The 21605-nt window shown below is 43.2% G+C and carries 20 protein-coding genes; 5 read left to right on the top strand and 15 right to left on the bottom strand.

Features of this window, described 5'->3' with window-relative positions; translation table 11 throughout:
- Nucleotides 1-7: 7 nt before the first annotated feature.
- The 9 genes from pckA to ACEN2L_RS18920 form a co-directional block, all read right to left on the bottom strand.
- Nucleotides 8-1648 (bottom strand): phosphoenolpyruvate carboxykinase (ATP), encoded by a 1641-nt coding sequence (gene pckA / locus ACEN2L_RS18960; RefSeq protein WP_441745701.1) that lies wholly within the window; start codon nucleotides 1646-1648, stop codon nucleotides 8-10.
- 107 nt (nucleotides 1649-1755) lie between these two features.
- On the bottom strand, nucleotides 1756-2742 hold the full coding sequence (locus tag ACEN2L_RS18955; protein ID WP_441745699.1) for an aldo/keto reductase: 987 nt from the start codon (nucleotides 2740-2742) through the stop codon (nucleotides 1756-1758).
- A 31-nt stretch (nucleotides 2743-2773) separates the two neighbouring features.
- Nucleotides 2774-3715, bottom strand: coding sequence for a Gfo/Idh/MocA family oxidoreductase (locus ACEN2L_RS18950; RefSeq protein ID WP_306020592.1), 942 nt, complete (start codon nucleotides 3713-3715; stop codon nucleotides 2774-2776).
- Nucleotides 3716-3721: 6 nt separating this feature from the next.
- The gene (locus ACEN2L_RS18945; RefSeq protein WP_306020591.1) at nucleotides 3722-4561 is read right to left on the bottom strand and encodes a class III extradiol dioxygenase subunit beta; all 840 of its coding nucleotides are present in this window, start codon (nucleotides 4559-4561) and stop codon (nucleotides 3722-3724) included.
- A complete protein-coding gene (gene ligA, locus ACEN2L_RS18940) occupies nucleotides 4561-4947 on the bottom strand; it encodes a protocatechuate 4,5-dioxygenase subunit alpha (protein ID WP_306020589.1) in 387 nt (128 codons plus the stop codon). Before ligA ends, ACEN2L_RS18945 begins: the two co-directional genes overlap by 1 nt.
- Nucleotides 4948-4962: 15 nt before the next feature.
- Nucleotides 4963-5853, bottom strand: coding sequence for an amidohydrolase family protein (locus ACEN2L_RS18935; RefSeq protein WP_306020588.1), 891 nt, complete (start codon nucleotides 5851-5853; stop codon nucleotides 4963-4965).
- Nucleotides 5850-6869 (bottom strand): amidohydrolase family protein, encoded by a 1020-nt coding sequence (locus ACEN2L_RS18930; RefSeq protein ID WP_441745696.1) that lies wholly within the window; start codon nucleotides 6867-6869, stop codon nucleotides 5850-5852. Before ACEN2L_RS18930 ends, ACEN2L_RS18935 begins: the two co-directional genes overlap by 4 nt.
- A 45-nt stretch (nucleotides 6870-6914) precedes the next feature.
- A complete protein-coding gene (locus ACEN2L_RS18925) occupies nucleotides 6915-7997 on the bottom strand; it encodes a 4-oxalomesaconate tautomerase (protein WP_441745694.1) in 1083 nt (360 codons plus the stop codon).
- Entirely contained in the window at nucleotides 7998-8687 is a 690-nt protein-coding gene (locus ACEN2L_RS18920) for a 4-carboxy-4-hydroxy-2-oxoadipate aldolase/oxaloacetate decarboxylase (protein ID WP_441745692.1), read from the bottom strand.
- A 137-nt stretch (nucleotides 8688-8824) separates the two neighbouring features.
- Here ACEN2L_RS18920 and ACEN2L_RS18915 point away from each other — a divergent pair, with 137 nt between their 5' ends.
- Nucleotides 8825-10018, top strand: coding sequence for a LysR family transcriptional regulator (locus ACEN2L_RS18915; protein WP_441745691.1), 1194 nt, complete (start codon nucleotides 8825-8827; stop codon nucleotides 10016-10018).
- A 31-nt stretch (nucleotides 10019-10049) separates the two neighbouring features.
- Here ACEN2L_RS18915 and ACEN2L_RS18910 read toward each other — a convergent pair whose 3' ends face one another.
- Entirely contained in the window at nucleotides 10050-10826 is a 777-nt protein-coding gene (locus ACEN2L_RS18910) for a DUF1206 domain-containing protein (protein WP_441745689.1), read from the bottom strand.
- A 390-nt stretch (nucleotides 10827-11216) separates the two neighbouring features.
- On the opposite strand from ACEN2L_RS18910, the gene ACEN2L_RS18905 reads away from it, so the two are divergent.
- The gene (locus ACEN2L_RS18905) at nucleotides 11217-11672 is read left to right on the top strand and encodes a DUF1294 domain-containing protein (RefSeq protein WP_441745687.1); all 456 of its coding nucleotides are present in this window, start codon (nucleotides 11217-11219) and stop codon (nucleotides 11670-11672) included.
- A gap of 187 nt (nucleotides 11673-11859) precedes the next feature.
- Nucleotides 11860-12132, top strand: a complete 273-nt coding sequence (locus tag ACEN2L_RS18900) for a hypothetical protein (RefSeq protein ID WP_306020579.1) — start codon at nucleotides 11860-11862, stop codon at nucleotides 12130-12132.
- 58 nt (nucleotides 12133-12190) lie between these two features.
- Here the strand turns inward: ACEN2L_RS18900 and ACEN2L_RS18895 are convergent, their stop codons facing one another.
- The gene (locus tag ACEN2L_RS18895) at nucleotides 12191-13075 is read right to left on the bottom strand and encodes a helix-turn-helix domain-containing protein (RefSeq protein WP_441745686.1); all 885 of its coding nucleotides are present in this window, start codon (nucleotides 13073-13075) and stop codon (nucleotides 12191-12193) included.
- A gap of 137 nt (nucleotides 13076-13212) precedes the next feature.
- Here ACEN2L_RS18895 and pobA point away from each other — a divergent pair, with 137 nt between their 5' ends.
- Nucleotides 13213-14427: a 4-hydroxybenzoate 3-monooxygenase gene (gene pobA / locus ACEN2L_RS18890; protein WP_441745684.1), complete on the top strand. Its 1215-nt coding sequence runs from the start codon at nucleotides 13213-13215 to the stop codon at nucleotides 14425-14427.
- A 138-nt stretch (nucleotides 14428-14565) separates the two neighbouring features.
- On the opposite strand, the gene glgC is transcribed toward pobA, so the two are convergent.
- On the bottom strand, nucleotides 14566-15876 hold the full coding sequence (gene glgC, locus ACEN2L_RS18885) for a glucose-1-phosphate adenylyltransferase (protein ID WP_441745682.1): 1311 nt from the start codon (nucleotides 15874-15876) through the stop codon (nucleotides 14566-14568).
- Nucleotides 15877-15993: 117 nt separating this feature from the next.
- The gene (locus ACEN2L_RS18880) at nucleotides 15994-16416 is read right to left on the bottom strand and encodes a universal stress protein (protein WP_441745680.1); all 423 of its coding nucleotides are present in this window, start codon (nucleotides 16414-16416) and stop codon (nucleotides 15994-15996) included.
- A gap of 271 nt (nucleotides 16417-16687) precedes the next feature.
- Between ACEN2L_RS18880 and ACEN2L_RS18875 the strand changes: the two genes are divergently transcribed.
- Nucleotides 16688-17443, top strand: coding sequence for an alpha/beta fold hydrolase (locus tag ACEN2L_RS18875; RefSeq protein ID WP_441745678.1), 756 nt, complete (start codon nucleotides 16688-16690; stop codon nucleotides 17441-17443).
- A 36-nt stretch (nucleotides 17444-17479) separates the two neighbouring features.
- On the opposite strand, the gene ACEN2L_RS18870 is transcribed toward ACEN2L_RS18875, so the two are convergent.
- Complete coding sequence (locus ACEN2L_RS18870; protein ID WP_441745676.1) at nucleotides 17480-18796, bottom strand: putative glycoside hydrolase; 1317 nt, start codon at nucleotides 18794-18796, stop codon at nucleotides 17480-17482.
- 665 nt (nucleotides 18797-19461) lie between these two features.
- Nucleotides 19462-21576, bottom strand: coding sequence for a TonB-dependent receptor (locus tag ACEN2L_RS18865; protein ID WP_306020569.1), 2115 nt, complete (start codon nucleotides 21574-21576; stop codon nucleotides 19462-19464).
- Nucleotides 21577-21605 lie beyond the last annotated feature (29 nt).

Here is a 21605-nt window from a genome sequence, read left to right as displayed (position 1 = left end):
AGACCGATCAGCTATTAAGCTGTGGTCCACAGGCCACCAACGCTTTGCCATTGTCCACATCAGTAAACTTAACAAAGTTACTGATAAACTGGCCGGCTAAGTCTTGCGCTTTATCTTGCCATTGCTGTGCACTGGCGTAGGTATTACGGGGGTCAAGTACTTGGGTATCGACACCTTTAATGGTTTGCGGGATGCGTAAATTAAAAATAGGTAAATTACTGCTTGGATGCTGCTCAATCGAATCATCTAATATGGCATCAATAATTGCCCGGGTATCTTTAATAGAAATCCGTTTACCCGACCCATTCCAGCCCGTATTAACCAAGTAGGCTTGTGCCCCTGAGTCTTGCATGCGCTTACGTAATACTTCGGCGTATTTGGTCGGGTGCAAACTTAAAAATGCGGCGCCAAAACAACTTGAAAAAGTCGGGCTTGGCTCGGTAATTCCGCGCTCTGTACCAGCAAGTTTAGCGGTAAAACCAGACAAAAAATAATACTCTGCTTGTTCTGGTGTTAGTTTTGATACCGGCGGCAAAACCCCAAAAGCATCGGCGGTTAAAAAGATAACTTTATTAGCATGACCGGCTCGTGATACGGGTTTTACAATGTTTTCAATATGATACAAGGGGTATGAAACTCGGGTATTTTCGGTTTTCGAATTATCATCAAAATCGATATTACCTCTATTATCCACTGCAACGTTTTCTAACAGCGCATCGCGACGGATCGCCTGATATATATCGGGTTCGTTCTCTTGACTGAGATTAATGGTTTTTGCATAACAGCCCCCTTCAAAATTAAAGATACCGTTATCATCCCAGCCGTGCTCGTCATCACCAATCAGTTGGCGTTTAGGATCCGTTGATAAGGTGGTTTTGCCGGTGCCCGATAAGCCAAAAAAGATCGCCACATCGCCTTTTTCGCCTACGTTGGCACTGCAGTGCATTGAAGCGATACCTTTTAGCGGTAAAAAGTAGTTCATCATCGAGAACATACCTTTCTTCATTTCGCCGCCGTACCAAGTGCCACCAATGATCTGAATCTTTTCACTTAAGTTAAAGGCAATAAAATTCTCAGAATTTAAACCCTGCTCCTGCCATTTGTCATTGACAACTTTGGCCCCATTCATCACCACAAAATCGGGTTCAAAGGTAGCTAACTCGGCATCACTAGGGCGAATAAACATGTTTTTTACGAAGTGAGCTTGCCACGCTACTTCAGTAATAAACCGCACGCTTAAACGCGTATCTTGATTAGCGCCACAATACGCATCAACCACAAACAAGCGTTTACCTGACAATTGGGTAGTCACTAAGCCTTTTAAGTGTGACCACGTATCAGGAGACATCGCTTTATTATCATTTTTACCTTGATCAGACCACCAAATGGTATCCCGGGTCGTGTCATCTAGTACGATGTATTTATCTTTAGGTGAACGGCCTGTAAATACCCCTGTATCTACAGAAATTGCGCCTAGTTCAGTGACATAGCCTTTTTCGAAACCTGTTAAATGGGGCGCGGTTTCTTCGATAAATAGCTGCTCATAACTGGGGTTATACAGAATTTCGCTAGTATTATTAATGCCTATAGAAGACAAATCGATGGGTTGTACGTCACTGTGGTCGACGGATTCTCGCAAAGCACTCATAGTGATAATTTCCTTTTTGTAGTTGGGTACAGAGGTTAATTTTTGGTTTTTATTATTTTTATATGGGTTTACTTTCTTATTATCGTCGAGTGCCAATTAGGCAATTTTTAGAATTCTTCAGTATCAATTTCTAATTGGGTAGCCGCTGGATAACGCGGTCCACTAATACATTCTGGAGCAAATAGCTGATTTAGTTTCTCTATGTGTACTTGCTTAAGCGTGACTTTAGAGGCGCCGATATTGTCACGTAAATGCCCCACATTTGTGGTGCCCGGAATAGGATGAATATGCTCACCTTGACCTAATAGCCACGCTAAGGCGAGTTGGGGCATCGAGCAATGTAATTCGTCACTAAGCATGTTAAGTTCAGTAAGCAGAGGCAGATTCTTTTGCATATGCTCGGCTTGAAAGCGCGGCATTCCCTTACGGATATCCCCATCAACTAAGTCATTTTTATCTTTTACTTGACCACTCAAAAAGCCACGAGCCAATGGTGAGAACGCCACAAATGCAGTGCCGAGCTGCTGACAGGTTTCGAGTACTGAAATTTCAGCATTGCGAGTCCATAAGGAGTATTCAGTTTGCAGCGCAGCAATCGGGTGCACCGCATGAGCCTTGCGTAAGGTCGCTGAAGAAACTTCGCATAAACCGATCGCTTTTATTTTACCTTCAGCCACCATATTGCTTAACTCTCCTACGCTGTCTTCAATGGGGACTTCCTTATCCCAGCGATGCAAGTAGTACAGGTCCAGCACGTCAGTTTGTAAGCTTGTTAGAGCTTGCTCAATGGTTAAACGTAAAGTGGCTGGTCGACCATCGATAACCCGCTTGCCGTCTACGCCTGTCATACCGCACTTGCTGGCTAAAAAGAGATTATGGCGCTGCGCCTTAAGTAATTTACCTAACAGTAATTCGTTTTGGCCAAATCCATATAGGGCAGCCGTATCAAAGTGTGTTACACCAATATCGAGGGCTTCATTGACAACCTTAGCGGCTTCGCTTTCTGTTAAAGGATGACCGTAGGCATGGCTTAAATTCATACAGCCCAAACCTATTTCTGATACCCATTGTCCGGCAATAGCGCGTTGTTTCAAAATGAAGCCCTTCTTTGTTTTGTTCTAAAAATTAAGCCAATTGTTGTTCAAGATCATGTAGCACTTTATAACAAGCCAATACTTGACCCACACTTGAATTAGGCTCACGGCCTTCTTTAATAGCGGCAAAAAATTCCCGGTCTTGTAACTCAATGCCATTCATCGATACGTCAACATTCGACACATCAATCGCGCTTTCTTTGCCATCAACTAAATCGTCATACCGGGCAATGTAAGTGCCGTTATCACATATGTAGCGGAAGAACGTCCCTAAGGGGCCGTCGTTATTAAAAGACAGTGACAAGGTACAAATGGCGCCGTTTTCAGCTTGCAGTTGAATCGACATGTCTAGTGCTATACCTAACTCAGGATGTATCGGCCCTTGTATAGCATTGGCTTTGACAATCTTACTGCCAGCCTGATAAGCAAATAAATCAACTGTATGGGCAGCATGGTGCCACAACAAATGATCGGTCCAAGATCGCGCTTCGCCTTTGGCATTAATATTTTTGCGTCGGAAGAAATAGGTTTGTACATCCATTTGTTGAATGTTGAGTTCGCCCGCAGTAATACGCTTGTGTATCCATTGGTGTGAGGGATTAAAGCGACGAGTATGACCAACCATGCAGGTTAATCCGGTCTCTTGCTGCGTGTTAACCACCGCTTGTGAATCAGCCCAACTATCCGCAAGAGGGATCTCAACCTGAACGTGTTTACCCGCTTGCATACACTGAATGGATTGTTCTGCATGTTGCTGAGTTGGTGTACACAAGATAACCGCGTCAGCGTCAATTTTAAGTGCTTCAGCCAGGTCAGTAAAAACCTGTGGAATGCCATAGTCATCCGCGACTTTTTGGGTTTTCTCAGCAGAACGACCCACAAGGGCAACCACTTCTACGCCGTCAATATTTTTAATACCATCTAAATGTTTGATACCAAAGGCACCTGGGCCTACCACTATTACTTTCATCATCAACTCCTAATCATTTTCTAAAATAAGATGGCCAACCGCAGTATTAGACGCAGGAACATGATAGAAACGTTTTTTCAGCTTCACTTTGTCGTTTAAGGCGCCGCGCATAATCAGCCACATCACTAATTCAACCCCTTCAGAGCCCGCTTGATTGAGATAATCAAAATGGGGCATGTCGGCCAAACTTTCAGCGTCATCCACGATACGGTCTAAAAAGGCATTATCAAATTCTTTATTAATTAATCCGGCCCGAGGCCCCTGCAACTGGTGGCTCATACCACCTGTGCCCCAAATTTGCACATTCAGATCTTCGTCAAAACTGTCAACAGCTTTGCGGATTGCCTTTCCTAAGTTGTAACAGCGTTTTCCTGATGGGGCGGGATACAACACCACATTTACGGCCAGTGGGATCACTCTACAAGGCCACGCTTCTGGCTGACCAAACATCAATGACATAGGCACGGTTAATCCGTGATCCACATCCATTTGGTTAATAATCGTTAAGTCAAAATCTTGTTGAATAACCGACTGAGCAATATGCGAAGCCAATTCTGGATAACCCATAACACTGGGCACTGGACGCGGCCCCCACCCTTCATCGGCAGGCGCAAAAGTTGGCGCACAGCCCAATGCAAAGGTAGGAATAATGTTCATATCAAAGGCAGAAGCGTGATCGTTGTATACCAAAATCACCACATCGGGCTTTTGCTGCTTTATCCATTCTTTACCAAAATCGTAACCGGCAAACAAGGGCTGCCAATACGCATCTTGAGTCTTACCATTATCAATGGCCGCCCCAATGGCAGGCACATGAGAGGTAGCAACACCTGCAGTAATTTTTGCCATTAAATGTCTCCTTCATACATGTTGCCCTGAGGCGAACGACCGCCTTGCAGCATCATTTGTGCATAGTCTGGTTGGCTCATGCCTGTCATCGTGGCAGCAGCAAATTGAAAACTTAAACCGTCACTTGAAAATATTTTTGCTAAAAAATAGATGTTGCCACCAGTGGCCATCATCCGGTTGTAATCGCGCGCCATGACTGCTAATTTTTGTTCTTCGCTCATAGGCCATTCATCAAGGTAAACGCGCTCATTGGCTTTAAAACGGGCACGGTTTTCTGCTTTCATTAATGACATGCAAAATTGATTTAAGTGATAACCCAAACGCCCCATTTCAGCATCGAAAATAGTGGTGCCGGGAATATTCTTATAAGGTTTAGCTAATGACATGTTTACTCCTTTCTCTTAAGACCAGTAGAGGCGCATGGGATTATCCACTAACAACTTGTGTTGCAACTGGGCGGTTGGCGCAATCATTGGGATCATATCAACTAATTGTCCATCATCAGGCATATGAGTTTTCATATTCGGATGTGGCCAGTCGGTGCCCCATAAAACGCGATCAGGAAACTGTTCAACCACGGTACGCGCAAAAGGCACCACATCAACATAATGCTTTGTTGGGCCAAGCAGCGACAAGCGTTCTGGACAACTTACTTTTGACCAAAAGTTTTCGTTATCACCCATCAGCTTTAAAAACAGGGCAAATTCTGGACCATCAATCGGTTTACTCACATCAGGCCGACCCATGTGATCCACCACGACTGTAGTAGGTAAACTGGTAAAAAAGTCATAAAGCTCCGGCAGCTCTTGTCCTTCAAAATAAATCACGATGTGCCAATCTAGCTCTTTAATACGGGCGGCAATACGCTTCAACGAATCAAAGGGTAAGGCATCGACTAAGCGCTTTACAAAGTTAAACCGCACACCGCGCACACCCGCTTGATGTAAGGTTTCAAGTTCAGCATCAGTAATACTTTCTTTGACGGTAGCAACGCCTCGAGCCATGCCATGGGAGGCGTTTAGTGCGTCAACTAAGGCACGGTTATCGGCGCCATGACAGGTGGCTTGCACCACGACATTACGGCTAAAACCAAGATAATCGCGCAAGTTCCAAAGCTGGGCTTTGGAGGCATCACAAGGCGTGTATTTGCGCTCAGGGGCAAAAGGGAATTCAGCGCCTGGGCCAAACACATGGCAATGAGCGTCGACCGCGCCTGGTGGCACAATAAACCTTGGTTTAGAGGGAGATGGATGCCAGTCTAACCAGTCTGCATCTTTTGTAAAATGTGTCATAAACCCATTCCTGTTAATTTACGACCGAGGCCGGGGTACACACGGCGCGCATTGCCTGAATACACTTTGGTCCGGTCTGCATCAGACAGTTTCAGACTGTCAACGTAACGTTTAGTATCATCAAAATAGTGACCGGTTTCAGGGTCGATACCGCGCACAGCGCCAATCATTTCTGAACCAAACAAAATATTTTCGATATCAATCACCTTAAACAATAAATCGATACCCGGCTGATGATAAACACAGGTATCAAAGTACACGTTTTTCATCACATGTTCGCGCAGCGGAGGTTGTTTAAGCATATCCGCTAAACCACGATAGCGTCCCCAATGATAAGGAACAGCACCTCCGCCATGAGGAATAATAAAACGTAATTCTGGAAAGTCTTTAAACAAATTACCTTCTAAAAACTGCATAAAGGCCGTGGTATCAGCATTCATGTAGTGTGCCCCTGTGGCATGAAAATTAGGATTACACGAGCCAGATACGTGAATCATGGCAGGCACATCCAGCTCTACCATTTTCTCGTAAAAAGGATACCAACTGGGATCTGTTAAAGGCGCTGAGTTCCAGTGACCACCTGAAGGATCAGGGTTTAAGTTACAGCCAACAAATCCTTTTTCGACGACGCAACGTTCTAATTCTTCGATAGAATTTTTAATGGGAACGCCTACAGACTGTGGCAACTGACACACGCCAATAAAACGCTGCGGATATAAATCCACCACACGGGAAATTAAATCATTACATGCCGAGGTCCATTGTTTTGATACTGCTTCATCGCCGATATGATGGGCCATCGCAGAAGCTCGAGGTGAAAAAATTGTCATATCTAAACCACGTTCATCTAGCAGTTTAATTTGATTCTTGTCGATGCTCTCACGAATTTGGTCGTCTGTGATATGGGGCACTTCGGGTAAGGCTTTTCCTTCTTTAAAGGCTTTTATCTGCGCTTCTCTGAACAATTGTAAGGGCTCAGGCGCGGTCGTATAGTGACCATGGCAATCTATAATCATGGGGTTGTCCTCTTAATTCGGGTAGTGATTCAGTCGCTCATTGGCTTAGCTTATTGACGCCATGGCTTCACCGCGCATTAACATGCGAGCGGTTCGTAATAAAGCGGCGCGTTTAACGGTAAATTGCCGGATATCCGCACTGCCAGCTACATCCATCTCAACAATAAATTGACCGGTTGGATGCTCAACGGCTATTTCGATACTGCCATCAGCAAATTCTTGTTTAAGTAAATCACAGGCCACAGTGCCTTTGAGTACACAAGCGGTAGCCACACTGACAGAGCCAAGCACGCCAATAGCGTCATGTACACGGTGTGGAATAAACGTTCTAGTATTCACAACACCTCCGTGTAAAGCCGGTGAAATCAGACTCATCTTAGGAACGGTCTTTTTACTGACATCACCTAAGTTCATGCGTTTACCCGCCTCTAAACGAATCGCTTCAATTTGTTCTTTCAGTTCTAGGTTAGCCTCAAGCTCAGCGGGCGATTCAGCGCCACTCAAACCAAACGATGCGGCGTTTAACAGCACCACAGGCATGCCATTATCGATACAGCTTACTGCGACGTTATTAATCATGTCTTGGGCATTACCGGTAGGAAAAAGCGCACCACAACTTGAGCCAGCCACATCCAAAAAATCAATTAAAATAGGGGCCGCACTGCCGGGTACACCATCAATTGCCGCCTTACCTGCGTAATTCACGCGACCATTAGGCGTTTGTACTCTTGCTATTGCATTTGAGCCAGTATTAAGCATATGGATACGCACGTCAGTCGTGTCGTCGTTTGCACCAACCATACCTTGCTCAATAGCAAACGGCCCTACCCCAGCAAGAATATTGCCGCAGTTTTGCGCGTCACTGACTTCTGCTTTATCCACTACAACTTGTAAAAACAAATAATCGACGTCCGCATCTTCGCGTGTTGACGGACTGACAATAGCCACTTTACTGGTCAGGGGATGAGCGCCGCCTAAGCCATCAATTTGCCGTTCATCTGGTGAGCCCATCAAATTAAGTAATAATGCATCTCGCTTGGCGCTGTCAGACGGTAGATCTTCAGCCAAAAAATACAGACCTTTTGATGTGCCACCGCGCATAATAGAACAAGGAATGGGGCGTAACATTTACCCTTCCTCACCCTGTTTTACATAAATAAGGCCTTTTTCAGCTAGCCGCTCACGCATTTTGTATAGGTCTAAACCTAAGGTGCCGTTGGCTAAAATTTTGCGTTTGTGCTCTTCATTAGCCACCCGTTTTTGTACATTGTCATCTACGGCATCAGCTTCTTCGCGTTTCACCACCACCACACCATCATCATCAGCCACGATTATATCGCCAGGACGAATATAGGCGCCGGCACAAACCACTGGCACATTTACATTCCCTACGGTTTCTTTTACCGCACCTTGGGCAAAAATGGCCTTAGACCACACCGGAAACTCCATTTCGGTGAGCGTGGCCACATCGCGCACACCACCATCAATAATTAAACCGAGCACACCTCGGGCTTTTAATGAAGTAGCGAGTAAGTCACCAAAAAAACCATCAACGCAGGGGCTGGTAGGCGCGACAACGAGAATATCACCCGGTTGGCATTGCTCAACCGCAACGTGGATCATCCAATTATCTCCCGGCGCAACTTCACAGGTCACTGCGGGACCCGCGATGCGCGCAGGACGAAATATAGGACGCATATATTCAGCTAATAATCCCTTACGGCCCTGTGATTCATGCACCGTAGCGACTTCAGCATTTTTAAACTTTGCCACCGTCTGGTCACTAGGACGTGCGATATCGGTAATACAAACAGGCATAATTTATCTCTATGTAGTTTTGATGGACTGAGTATGCGTTAACTAAAGGTAAAAAAAACTTTAGAAAGCTGTCATGCTCCATTAGATTTTTCTATAATTAGAAAATAAGTATTAAAGCTGATTAAGGTTTTTCAATCGTGAATTTCAATACCCGGCACCTAATGTGTGCGTTAAAAATCAAGGAATTTGGCACATTAAGCCAAGCCGCACAGCAAATTTGTCTTAGCCAATCAGCCTTAACACAGGGTATTAATAAGTTGGAAACTGAACTGGGGCATGTTCTTTTTGACCGTTCTCACTCAGGCATGCAGACTACCGAGGTAGGCGAACGTTTTTTAACGCGGGTGAGTCGAGCCTTTGAGCAACTTCAAGAGTTTAGCAGCATCCTATTTGGCCAAGATAAAGCTAAACGCTCAACCTTTATCCGCTCTGTAAGTACTCGTCAGTTAAGGGCCTTAATTCATATCGTTGAATTACAAAGCTACACTGGTGCAGCAGTGAGATTGGGCTTATCACAACCCACCTTGCATCGCAGCATTAAAGATCTTGAGCATGTGTGCGAACAAAGACTCCTTCAACGCTCCCCTACAGGTGTGGAACCCAGCTGGCGAGCAAAGCAATTGCGCCGCTACGCCAGTTTGTTTTTTGTGGAATTACAACAAGGTGTTGAAGAAATCAATGAAACGATGGGCCAAATGGATGGTTCGTTACGGGTGGGTAGCTTACCCCTCGCTCGTACCGATATCGTGCCCTTGTCTGTTTTACAACTCAATAGTGAGTTTCCTGATGCAAGAATTTCTATTATCGATGGCCCTTACAGTGAGCAATTTAACAGTCTGTTGCACGGCCAATTAGACGTTATTATCGGTGCCCTTCGTCCGTTACAAGCCCAACAAGACATGCGACAAATTCATCTGTTTGATGATCAGCTGAGTATTGTGGTGAAAGCGGATCATCTATTGGCGAATCGCCAAAGTATTTCAACTGCCGAATTACAACAACTTGATTGGGTCGCACCAGCTAAAAGCACACCTGCACGCCATGTATTTAGCCAAATATTTACCGGGCGAGGCTTAAGTCCACCCTCTCATGTTATCGAATGCAGTTCGTTAGTTGCTGTGCGTGGTATATTGCTTAACAGTGAACGGGCAGCCTTGCTTCCTGCCCGTCAGGTTGAAGTGGAAGTCCGTGCAGGTTTACTTGCAGTTTGTCCGATGATTTTACCTGGAACTCATCGTGAAATTGGCCTTACCCTAAGAAAAAGTTGGCACCCCACGCAAATGCAGAGTCGTTACCTTGATATTGTTAAGCAGTTATTGGCGCATGCTTAAACCTTAAGTGACAGAGTAAGTAAATTGAATATTAAATTCGACGATAAAGCGCCTCAAGCAAACTGTATAAGCCAAACGCCATTAGGCCAAGTGCCATGCCTCCCAGTAACCACGCGCCTGCGTAATTTTCAGACACACTCTGCAGGACATCTTGCATACCTTTAATATCATTCTCTTTTGTTACCATAGCTGATTGATACAACAACAGCGCCAAGATCAACCACGCAACGCCCCTAGCAATCAAGCCTGACCGGCATAACGGCATGATCCAAACTCGCTGTTGAGATGGTATATCCATGTAGTCATCAAACTTCGCCTTCCACGCTTTGATTAGATGGGCAATCCCAACAATGACGACCACTATGGTCATAGCAAGGAGTGCGGTTTGTGCATAATCAGCACTCAGCCAACTTCCCAATGGCTTTTGATCCTCAGAGGAAGACACGATGCCTAAGGCGACTTTAATCGACCAGTAACTTAAAAAGGTATAAGAGAGACCACTACCAATAAGGCCAAGTCGGATAAACAAGCCTTTAAAATTGGTTCCATGATTATCGGTATCTTTTATTGCTTGATAAAAACGCCAAGCCACGTAGCCGATTAGTCCCATTATCAGTGTAATAAGCAAAAACCAGCCAAAAGGTTGTTCTAGCAAGGTGGAGATAGCCCCTTTGGTATCGGTTTTTTTACCCCCAATCCCGAGCGCAACCATCAAGGCTAAACTGCCAATCATGAAATAAACAACACCACGAGCGCAATATCCTGATTTTGCCAAATATCGCCAAGCTTTCGATTTAACTTCCTGCATAAAATACTTCCATTGTTTTACAAAAATCGCAGCTTTGCTGCAAAGCGTTGCTCCTACTTTTAGCTGACTAATAAAAGCTCAGCTTGTTAGGTAGACACCAGCTTCTAGCCGTCAAAAGCTATTAAATTTCGCGAGTGAGCGACTAATGTACAGGCAATTATAATGCGCTGAAACCTATTACAGCTCAAATTTACTAATTTAAGCCCAATCGTCCTAGCGCTTGTACAAAAGGTAAGCAAAATTGATGAGCAGATCCTGTAATTAGGCTTAGCAAGCAAGAAAAAAAGCCTTGCTACGCGGCGTAAATTGAAGGTCGCGGGTCACGTGGACATCCTATACAATAAACAAGTGGCCAAGAAATGGCTGAATAACAAAATGTGAGGACGATGCATGAGGTTATGGTTCACACCAATTTTACTTTTATCAATTGGTTTGATGTATTCCTTTTGGAACGGCTATACGCCGCTATTACTTTGTGTTGTATATTTGTTCGCTAGTGTGGTGTCGTATTTTCTTTATGCAAAAGATAAAAGAGCCGCGACTAAAGGGACATGGCGAGTACCAGAGAAAAATTTACATATTTCGTCACTGCTCGCGGGCTGGCCAGGTTCAATTATTGCGCAACACACCTTACGTCACAAAACCCAAAAAACATCATTTAAAGTTGTATTTGTCATCATGTTGTTTCTTAACTTATGTCTACTGATTTGGTTCCATACTTCCAGTAGCGCACGTTTATTTCATTCGGCCCATAATCGCATTTTGCCTTGGGTTAAAGAGCACTGTGATATTTCGTTTTGCCAAGTGGTTATACCTGCCTTACTAGAACTTCATCGAAGTCATTAGTACAAATACCCCAAGTAAACTGAAAAACGACACTGAGTTTAGGGAGCAATATTAACCTGTACACCAGCTTAAAAACTGTGCTAAAACACCGAAGTGTCATCATAGACAATGTAAATTTTGAAGTAGTCAATCGATGTAAGGCTTAGTTCTGTTACCTTGGGTACACCGTCGAAGTAAGGAGAAAGAAATGTCGGTTAAAATTAATCACTACGCGCAGCCAATAAAGACCAATATTAAAACTAACATCGAAGCAGGTTTTATTGAGTTTTTCATCGGCCTAATCTGCGCCGCTTTTGCCTACTACACCTATGGGTATATGGTCGTGCTATTTTTGTCTACTGCATTTATCGCGGTGATCTGCTTTGCGTTAACTATTTATAATGTGTATGCGATTATTCAAGACGTCATTGCTCAAAAGCACAGTAACAAAGTGCAAACCAGCGCCGACAATAAGCAGTAAACCGCAGGCTATCTCGTTGTTTAGCTTTGCTCAATTCTTGTAAATATCAACACGTCACTTATTCGTTGATATTACCCTGTTGGCGAAAACACCCTGCAGTGGTGCCCACCAATTGTTTAAAAAATCGACTAAAATACGCAGGATCACTAAACCCCAACTCTTCTGCTATCTCTTCCACGCTTTGTTTGGTGTAGATCAAACGGCGCTTTGCTTCAATCACTAAGCGTTGGTGAATAATGGCTTTAGGAGAGTTATTCAGTAATGTTTGGCACAAACGATTGAGTTTTGAAACTGAAATGTGTAAACGCGCAGCGTAGTCTTTTACCGCTAGATGTTGATTATAATGTTGCTCTATTAAGGCCCGAAAATTGAGTAACACTGTAGACTCGCGACTCACACTGCTGACCTTCATAGCCTCTAATCGTTGTTGACGCAGTATGGTGAGTAAGATTAATTGCACCAATTGGGAAACTGCCATATTTTGCGCCAATTCATCCGCGTTTAACTCATGTTGTAGCAAATTAATGTAAGTACAAAAACGCTTTATCTGCTGTTGATCTTTAAATTGAACTGCTTGTGCTTGCCAAACTAAATCTGCAAGAGGCTGCGTCTCGTCTCCTTGCTTACCACTTACTAATGCATCGTTGATTGAGAGCACAAAACCTTGAGTATTTGGCGCAAAATGAAAACTATGTACAACTCCTGCAGGGATCAACACCAACCAATTGCCACTGAGTTGATGGGAAGTATCGTCAAGATCCACCGACCAATGATTGTCAAAGACCACGACCACTTGGGAAAGGCGATTGTGCCGATGAGGTGCAATTTCCCAGCCTAAACCGCGACTGCGATAGGCAATATCCTCTACATGCACTAAATTTGGCTCTTGGCGAATAAAGGCCTCGCCATACAGATCGTAAAAAGGAATAGGACTTTTATTCATTAACTTTACCCTTAACCTCATTTTCTACCCATGCTTAATATGACGCAAAAGTACAATAAGTTAACGCGTATGTGAATTAATAGTTGTCGATAAAAAAAGCATGATAAACCTAGGTTATAAAACGAGTTGGATAAAAAATGCAATCAATCAAAACTAACGTTGCCATTATTGGGGCGGGCCCCTCAGGTTTGTTGTTAGGTCAGTTATTGGCTAAGCAAGGCATCGACAATATTATTATCGAACGGGTCGCTGCTGATTATATTCTTGGCCGTATTCGCGCTGGGATCTTAGAGCAAGGCTTAGTGGATCTGCTTCATGAGGCTGATGTGTATCAGCGTATGGATGAAGAAGGCCATGTGCATGATGGTTTTGCCATTAGCTATTACGGTAAAGCTTATCGCATCGACCTGCATGAACTAACAGAAGGTAAAACCGTCATGTGTTACGGTCAAACCGAAGTAACCCGTGACTTAATGGCCGCACGCCAAACCTCAGGATTAAGCACTTATTACAGCTCATCTAATGTTACCTTGCACGGCATCGAAACAGCACATCCTTGTGTGACATTTGAACAAGACGGTGTGAGCTATAAACTTGAGTGTGATTATATTGCGGGTTGTGACGGTTTTCATGGCGTATCACGTCAAAGTATACCTGCAGATAAACGCGAAGAATTTGAACGAGTCTATCCCTTTGGATGGCTTGGCGTATTGAGTGATACCCCACCCGTTGCAGATGAATTGATTTACTGCAAAACCGAGCGCGGATTTGCTTTAGCCAGTATGCGTTCATCAACTCGTTCACGCTATTACCTACAAGTACCACTGTCTGACAAAGTAGAACAATGGGATGATCAACGTTTTTGGGATGAATTGAAATTGCGTTTACCACCGGAATCTGCCGCCAGTTTGGTAACCGGACCGAGTATAGAAAAAAGTATCGCTCCCCTGCGCAGTTTTGTCTGTGAGCCAATGCAACTGGGTAAGTTATTTTTAGTGGGTGACGCGGCGCACATCGTCCCGCCCACTGGGGCCAAAGGTTTAAACTTGGCCGCCTCGGACGTGGCGATATTGTATCGCCTACTCAACAAGGAATATAACGAAAATCAAGCAAACGCCAGTCAACGATATTCAGAATTAGCCCTAAGTCGCGTATGGCAAGCAGAGCGCTTTTCATGGTGGATGAGTAATATGCTGCATGACTTTAAAGATGATGCGGGAAAGGCAAACAATATGGATCAAAAGACCTTTGAACGTTTTATGAAATCTGAATTAGATTTTTATCTCAATAGCAAAGCGGGTCAAAAGGTCATTGCCGAGCAATATGTTGGTTTGCCTTATCCAGAAATTTAATTTGATAGAAAGCGATTGTCTGGGGCGAGCAAACCACTTTATGTTTACTCGCCCCGCTATGCAAAGCATTAAATGCTTGAGACGTAACTCAGGCGATTAGCTCAGGTGTTGATGTTTTTTGCCACAAAGTCCTCTGATTTAAACGCTGACAGGACTGTTTATTTTTACTTTGTGGCTTATCGAGTTATCTATTTCTAAGGCATCTAACATACCTTGTGTAACCAGAACGACTCCTTCTTGGCTGATGCGAAACCCTCGTTGAATGTCAGCATCTCGGTCAATACCTATTTCCATACCACTAGGAATATTGCAGCCAGAATCAATGATGGCGTGTTTAATTTTGACATGTCTGGCAATATTGACTTTAGGCATAATGACAGATTCTTCAATATGACTGTAAGAATGCACGTGTACATCAGAAAAAAGTAATGAACGTTCTATCATTGCGCCAGAAATAATACATCCACCTGATACGGTGGAATCTACCGCAAATCCTCGCCTAGTTGGCTGATTAAAAATAAACTTTGCTGGTGGTGATTGCTTTTGATGAGTCCAAATAGGCCAACCATCATCGTATATATTAAGTTGCGGTGTTACGGCAATTAAATCCATATTTGCGGCATAAAATGAATCAATGGTACCTACATCTCGCCAATAAGGCTGTTGATGGTTTTCAATATCATGAAACCGAAATGCTAAGACCTTGTTGTTGTCGATAGATGCCGGAATAATGTCTTTACCAAAGTCATGTTCTGAATCGGGATTGCTTGCATCTTTGAGTAGCTGTTCAATCAGAAACTCCGTGTTAAATACATAATTTCCCATAGACGCTAAGGTGTAGCCTGCTCGTTCATCTAACGTACAGGGATGCTCAGGTTTTTCTTGGAATTTCAGGATGCGGTTACCCTTATTAACGCACATCACACCAAAGGCCCCGGCGGCAGCTTCGATTGGAACCTCAATACATGAAACGGTCAAATCTGCGCCAGTTTGGACATGTTGAGCCAACATATCCGCATAATCCATTTTATATACGTGATCTCCAGAGAGCACCAAAACCTGTTTAGGATTATGCTCACGAATAAATTCAATATTTTGATATAAAGCGTTAGCTGTGCCTTCGTACCAATGCTCAGACTGTTGTTGTGTGGCGGGCAACAATTCAACAAATTCACCCAGATCACGATTCATATGCCCCCAACCACAGGCTAAATGACGAATCAGTGAATGCGCTTTGTATTGGGTCATCACGCCAATTTGTTTGATACCAGAATTGACACAATTAGACAGTGGAAAGTCAATTACTCGAAATTTACCACCAAAATGTAAGGCAGGTTTGGCTTGAGATTGCGTCAGTTCGAACAGACGACTGCCCTTGCCTCCAGCGAGAATCAAAGCCAATGTGTTTCTGGTAAGTTGGCTAACATATCGTGTATTTGAAGAAACCATTTTAAGCCCTCGAAAGCGTTGCTAGGCACCTGACTTCTCAATAGGCGAGTTGTTAATAACAGGGCGTTTATCGCCATATTAGCTGTCAGCATTCAAGCCGATATGACCATTAAACACCTACACTTTTACGGCAAGTACATCGCATTTAACACCATGTAACACGCCGTTGGCAGTTGAGCCTAAAAGCAATTTTAAACCGCTGCGACCATGCGTACCCATCACAATAAGATCAGCATTAATGTCTTGTGCAATAGTATGTATTTCATCGGCTGGATTACCCACAGGACTATATATTTGCGCAGTAGGAATAGCATAAGTCTGAGCAATTTCTTTTAATTTTTCTTTGCTCTGTAAACACAGATCATTAAAAAAATCACCTTCATACGCCATACCAAAAGGTTGATAGTTAACCATTGGCACGGTGACATAGATAATACTTAGGTTTTTAGGGGACTTTGCAATATTTAATGCTTTTTCAATGACCACATTACTTTGGGCAAAAATATCGACTGCAACAAGAATGTTTGAATAATAACTCATGTAATACCTCACCGTGATGGTTTGTTAAACAAGCATACCAATAGATAGATTAGCCTATTTATTGTACCGTTATCTTATTAGATACCTTATTGGCCAAAAGATTTTGATCCAAATCAAAAAGATCCAGCACAATAAGCTAGTTTTACAGAAAAATGACTTGATTAAACTGCTGCGAAAGGGATACTTTTCCATCCTTATCGTTTCTCTTGTATCTACTTATTAATAAGATCCATGGAAGAAAAAACTTGCTGTAAAAGGACGATTAAAGTCATTGAAAAATCATATCTCATATGAGGCCCCGACGTTGTTATTATTGCCTGGCATCGACGGCTCAGGGAAATTGTATGCCCCCTTACTTGATGTATTACCCAGTAATATTAAGGTACAACTCGCACCTCTCCCTGAGGCGTTATTTACGGATCACAGTGAAATTGCGAATCACGTTTTAGCCACGCTAAGCGATAAACGTTATGTGATTTTAGCAGAGTCTTTTTCTGGCCGAACCGCCTATGAATTATGCCGCTTAGCACCCAAGAAATTTGTCTACGTTGTCTTTGGCGCAAGTTTTATTACCCAACCCTCACGTTTACTATCATTCGCTCGCTTTATGCCGCTGCGTTTATTGAACACAACATTTCTGGCTAAAGTTTTGGTTGGTGGTTTAGCAATGAAACTGTTGCTAAAAAATAAACTGACGAATCCCTTTATCCATAATTTAACGGCATTGCCTGGGGCATTTTTAAAAAATAGACTGAGGTTAATACATCAACTACCACAACCAAATTTAATCATGGATGTGCCCTGTTTGATCGTTACCGCTAAACAAGACAGACTAGTCAGTTGTGAGGCGTCAGCAGCTATCAAACGGGTTTTTAGCCAACATGCTGAGCAAAAAATCAGAGGCCCACATTGTTTAGTGCAAACTCGGCCAAAGCACTTTGCGAAAGTCTTTCTTACCTTGTACCGAGGATTAGCAGATAACCCGATACGTACGCCTGCTAAACAAGTGTTCTGTAGAACAATGTAAGCATCACCGCCGCTTGCATGAAGTGGTGAGCAGACTTTACTCTTTTTTCCGGACATACTGATCAACAAAAGGCCTAAGTTGTTTGGCCCATACCTCGTATCCTAACGCTTTGGGATGAAGGAGATCCGGCATCATTTCTTTTGTTAAAGTGCCATCTACGCTTAAAAAATCGGCATTGAAGTTAGCAAACAGCAAGCCTCGTTTTTTAGCTAATTCTGCGATTAAATCACTCGCCACTTGATTGTTAAGTCGCATTGCTGAATCAGGCTCTGCATCTCGTGGAAATATTTCGAGTAACAGGATTTTAGCCTGTGGTAATTGTTGTTGTAGCTCATCAACAATTTTCGTCACACCGGCGGCAATGGCTTGAGGGGAATCCATTCTGTGACCGGTATTATTGGTACCAATCATCATTACGACGAGCGCAGGGTCAGTGTTACCTAACTCACCGTGTTGTAAGCGCCACATTACATTTTCGGTACGATCACCGCTATAGCCTAAATTTAACGTTTTAATATCAGCAAAGTACTTGTTCCAAACCTCTTTGCCTTCATTTTCCCAACCATGGGTTATTGAATCTCCAATCATTATAAGTTCAGCACTACCTTGTTTGGCTTGTGCCACTTTTTGGTTGTGACGTGGTAGCCACCATTCAACTGACCAATATTCATTTAAGGTACTGGGGGTGGTTGCCAGCTCTATTGCACTTGGGCATGGCATATTACTGTGACCCTGTGCCTTGAACCTGACATTGGCAAATGCAATTTGTCCTTCTCCACCAGTACTTAGCTGAAACGGGCGACGAACATGGCTAAGATCATCGGCTTCATCGATCAGGCAACTAAGGTCGATTGATAGATGCTGCCAACCCTGTTGCTGATGTGTTTGTGCCCACTCCCTCAGTCGGTAGGCTTTTGTGCAATGCATTTCACAATTGACGATTAAATCAAGTTTGCCTTTTTCGATTTGATCAATTTTAAGATCAAATTCCAGGGTACCTTCTTGTCTATAATCCCTTAAGTCTAGACTGCCATTAGTGAAATATGTGCCAGAAGACCAAGCCTCATTGAAGTGAAGTTGTAGTGCATCATTTTCTTTTAAATAAGCAGCTAAATCTAACATAACCTTGCCATTAGCGAATTGAGCAGGTAGTTCATCGACTAACAACTGTTGTTCGTTAGCTACGAGGGCTAATTTCCACGGAGCTCTATTTGACGAGTTAACGAGTTCAATTTGTTTGATTGAGATCTCTTGCTGGTTTGCTCTGGATAAAGTAACACCTTGATTTGAGCAAGCAAAAAGTAATGAGTAACAGACCAATACTATTAAACAAATTCGAGATTGCGTTCCCATACAATATTCCTTAATCTTTTTTTAACATTGAGCATCAAACGTTACTTTTTTAAAAGTTATCTTGCTAAAAAACAAAATTTTTTAGGGTCAAAACTACTTTTACATAATACAAACAAGTGGTTTAGCAATTAATTTTGTTTATTTTGAACAAGCTGGGGTTTAACAATCTTTTAGCAAATAGCACATTTTTTTGTAGACTCTCGCCTTCAAAAATTTCTACTACGATTTTTTTATGCCAATCAAATAAAAATAAGAATTAGGCAGCTTCAGCAGATGTGAAGTGGAAAGTCTAATACGGAACAAGTTGATGTAGTCAAGCAACTTATCCGTCAAAACAACTAGTAAAATGCAGTTCTCACCTTTGAGCAATGCACGCAAATGGGATTGAGTGCGAATATTTAATCCTTAGGACGGTTTGCAGAAAACTGGAGTTATTAGATAGCGCGGAACGCAATAAACAAGCCAAACATGCCCCCCATAGCGCTGCTCGTCATTCTTTGAGTTATGCGCAGGTAAAACGGCGTGAGACGGAAATTACCTTTGAGTTAGGTGAGCTAAAAATTCGTGAAAACAAACTGTTAGACGAGTGAAACGCTTTATCTACATTGCTTGATGTAAAACACCTTAATGAAAGGCGGATAACTTTCGCTAACCGCCTTTTATCATTAGAACCTAGCTCTTACACCAATTGAAAAAGCACGTCCAGGTAAGGGCGCCTCGTCTTTTAGATATGAAGAATGCACTCGACCTTCTTGGTCGGTTAGGTTGTCACCTTTTAAATAGATAGTCATGTCTACAGCGTCTAAATCAAGATAATAATTAGCGGAAGCTGACAGCATGGTGAAGCCATCGGTATCTGTTTCGTACGCCGCGACTTTATCCTGCTTACTATTGCGAATCACTTCAAGCTCGGCATGCCAATTGTCATATTCGTAATGCAATGAACTGCCTATTCTCATCGGCGGAATGCGAGGAACATTACCTCCAGAATCCAATTTGGCTCGAGTGTAATCTGTAAAAACTTCTAGGCGTAATTCTTCGTTTAAATGCCAATCGAGCTGCGCTTCAAAACCATAAAGCCTAGCATCTTGTTGACTGAAAATAATAACCGGCAATCCTGCCGCCTCATCTTCTGGTTCACCGTTTTCAAGGATAGTTTGGGCAAATGCGGCTTCGGTAACTAGTACTTCGCCATCGAAGACCAAATCGGTGCGTTGTTCAAATATATAGTCACTTACCTGATTATTAAATAGACTAAAACTGGCATTCCATACTTGTGCATTATAGCGGTAAGTTACGTCGATATTATTTGATACTTCTTTGTTCATGTCAGCAGCGCTCTGAACCACGGTGTATTCATCGTTTAGCTGGGCTAATTCAAAGCCTCCACCTATTTCAAAGGTTTTTGAGCCGATATGAGGACCATAGGAAAAGATTTCTGAAGCAGATGGCGCGCGTTCCGAATATGCATAATTAAACGCTAAAGAATTTTGCCCATCAATACTCCATACTACCCCTGCAGAGCCAGACACCGCGGTATAATCTTTTTTATCAAAAGAAACGATATCTTGGGTAGGTTTTTCTGCAAAGAAGTCATTATCTACGTCATGACTCGATTGCTCAAGCCTCGTGCCTAATTGCCATAACAAGGGACCTGCTTTGCGTTCCTCCATTAAAAACACAGCAACACTGTCGGTTACTGTTGGAGGCGTAAAGGCTTCTTCACCAATGGCTGAAAAATCAAGGTGGTTGTAGTGAACACCTGCCACACCTTTCCAACCATTAATTAAAGCGTGTTCGGCCCACAATCTCGATTCAAATGATTCATTCTTAAAAGTGGTACCAATCTCATCCCCTTCAAATTCAGAATGCTGGTAATCGGTAAAACCATTCTGCCAATGAACCGAATTGAAAAAACCAGACAAATTATTCCAATCAACGACACCTTGGTAGCGGTCTTGCTTGAGTTTAATGAAGACGCCTTCTTCGCCTACAATGCCATATTCAGAATTCATACGACCATATGACAAAGCAGCGCGAGTATTATCATTAATCCATGCGCCACCAAGGGTAAACCCATCTGCATCAAGGGCAGAATTCTTTAGCGTTGAACGCCCGCCAGTCTCATTAATGTCGGCAGGAACAGGAATGGTAAAATCACTAGTGCTACGATCATAGGCATCAAAATGCCATGCAAGATTGTCACTGCCACCATTAATATCGGTAGAAAACGTTGTTGCGTCAGCGACATCATTGTACTGAGCAAACACTTCTCCACTGAAGCCTTCAGAACGAACTAGGGGTAAGCGGTTATCTACCACATTCACCACACCACCAATAGCACCACTCCCGTAAAGCAGGGTTGCAGGGCCCCGCAGGACTTCTATCTGACTCGCTGTTGACGTTTCACTTGCAACTTGGTGATCCGGCCCAACTCTGGAAGCGTCAGATGCATCAAGTCCATTTTGTACCACTTTAATCCGAGGGCCATCTAGTCCCCTGATGATAGGGCTACTGGCAACTGGACCAAAATATGAGCCATGGACGCCAGGTACATTTCTTAGGGTTTCACCTAAGGTAGCCGCTTGATTCTGATCGAGTTCTTCACCACTGATGATTGTAACCGGGGTACTTGATTCTAATACGGTGCGTTTTAAGGGAGAGGCACTGATTATTAAGGTTTCGACGTCATGCTCGTCTTTTTGAATGTCTTTTTCTTGCGCTTTTGCGCCAAACGCAGCAATTACTGCCACTAGAATGGCGGAATATTTCATGTTCATTTCGTGATCTCTTTTACATATAAACGACT

The organism is Flavobacterium sp. W21_SRS_FM6, from assembly GCF_052119645.1.
Lineage (GTDB): Bacteria > Pseudomonadota > Gammaproteobacteria > Enterobacterales > Alteromonadaceae > Paraglaciecola.
Note: the sequence above shows the minus strand (reverse complement) of the source record. Positions and strands in the feature narration are given on the sequence as shown.

What these genes read in the sequence shown, in the direction of transcription:
- ACEN2L_RS18895 (WP_441745686.1), bottom strand. Translation starts at nt 13,075, where the DNA reads ATGAATAAAAGTCCTATTCCTTTTTACGATCTGTATGGCGAGGCCTTT.
- pobA (WP_441745684.1), top strand. Translation starts at nt 13,213, where the DNA reads ATGCAATCAATCAAAACTAACGTTGCCATTATTGGGGCGGGCCCCTCA.
- ACEN2L_RS18935 (WP_306020588.1), bottom strand. Translation starts at nt 5,853, where the DNA reads ATGACACATTTTACAAAAGATGCAGACTGGTTAGACTGGCATCCATCT.
- ACEN2L_RS18950 (WP_306020592.1), bottom strand. Translation starts at nt 3,715, where the DNA reads ATGATGAAAGTAATAGTGGTAGGCCCAGGTGCCTTTGGTATCAAACAT.
- ACEN2L_RS18880 (WP_441745680.1), bottom strand. Translation starts at nt 16,416, where the DNA reads ATGAGTTATTATTCAAACATTCTTGTTGCAGTCGATATTTTTGCCCAA.
- pckA (WP_441745701.1), bottom strand. Translation starts at nt 1,648, where the DNA reads ATGAGTGCTTTGCGAGAATCCGTCGACCACAGTGACGTACAACCCATC.
- glgC (WP_441745682.1), bottom strand. Translation starts at nt 15,876, where the DNA reads ATGGTTTCTTCAAATACACGATATGTTAGCCAACTTACCAGAAACACA.
- ACEN2L_RS18870 (WP_441745676.1), bottom strand. Translation starts at nt 18,796, where the DNA reads ATGGGAACGCAATCTCGAATTTGTTTAATAGTATTGGTCTGTTACTCA.
- ACEN2L_RS18945 (WP_306020591.1), bottom strand. Translation starts at nt 4,561, where the DNA reads ATGGCAAAAATTACTGCAGGTGTTGCTACCTCTCATGTGCCTGCCATT.
- ACEN2L_RS18920 (WP_441745692.1), bottom strand. Translation starts at nt 8,687, where the DNA reads ATGCCTGTTTGTATTACCGATATCGCACGTCCTAGTGACCAGACGGTG.
- ACEN2L_RS18865 (WP_306020569.1), bottom strand. Translation starts at nt 21,576, where the DNA reads ATGAACATGAAATATTCCGCCATTCTAGTGGCAGTAATTGCTGCGTTT.
- ACEN2L_RS18930 (WP_441745696.1), bottom strand. Translation starts at nt 6,869, where the DNA reads ATGATTATAGATTGCCATGGTCACTATACGACCGCGCCTGAGCCCTTA.
- ACEN2L_RS18910 (WP_441745689.1), bottom strand. Translation starts at nt 10,826, where the DNA reads ATGCAGGAAGTTAAATCGAAAGCTTGGCGATATTTGGCAAAATCAGGA.
- ligA (WP_306020589.1), bottom strand. Translation starts at nt 4,947, where the DNA reads ATGTCATTAGCTAAACCTTATAAGAATATTCCCGGCACCACTATTTTC.
- ACEN2L_RS18905 (WP_441745687.1), top strand. Translation starts at nt 11,217, where the DNA reads ATGAGGTTATGGTTCACACCAATTTTACTTTTATCAATTGGTTTGATG.
- ACEN2L_RS18900 (WP_306020579.1), top strand. Translation starts at nt 11,860, where the DNA reads ATGTCGGTTAAAATTAATCACTACGCGCAGCCAATAAAGACCAATATT.
- ACEN2L_RS18925 (WP_441745694.1), bottom strand. Translation starts at nt 7,997, where the DNA reads ATGTTACGCCCCATTCCTTGTTCTATTATGCGCGGTGGCACATCAAAA.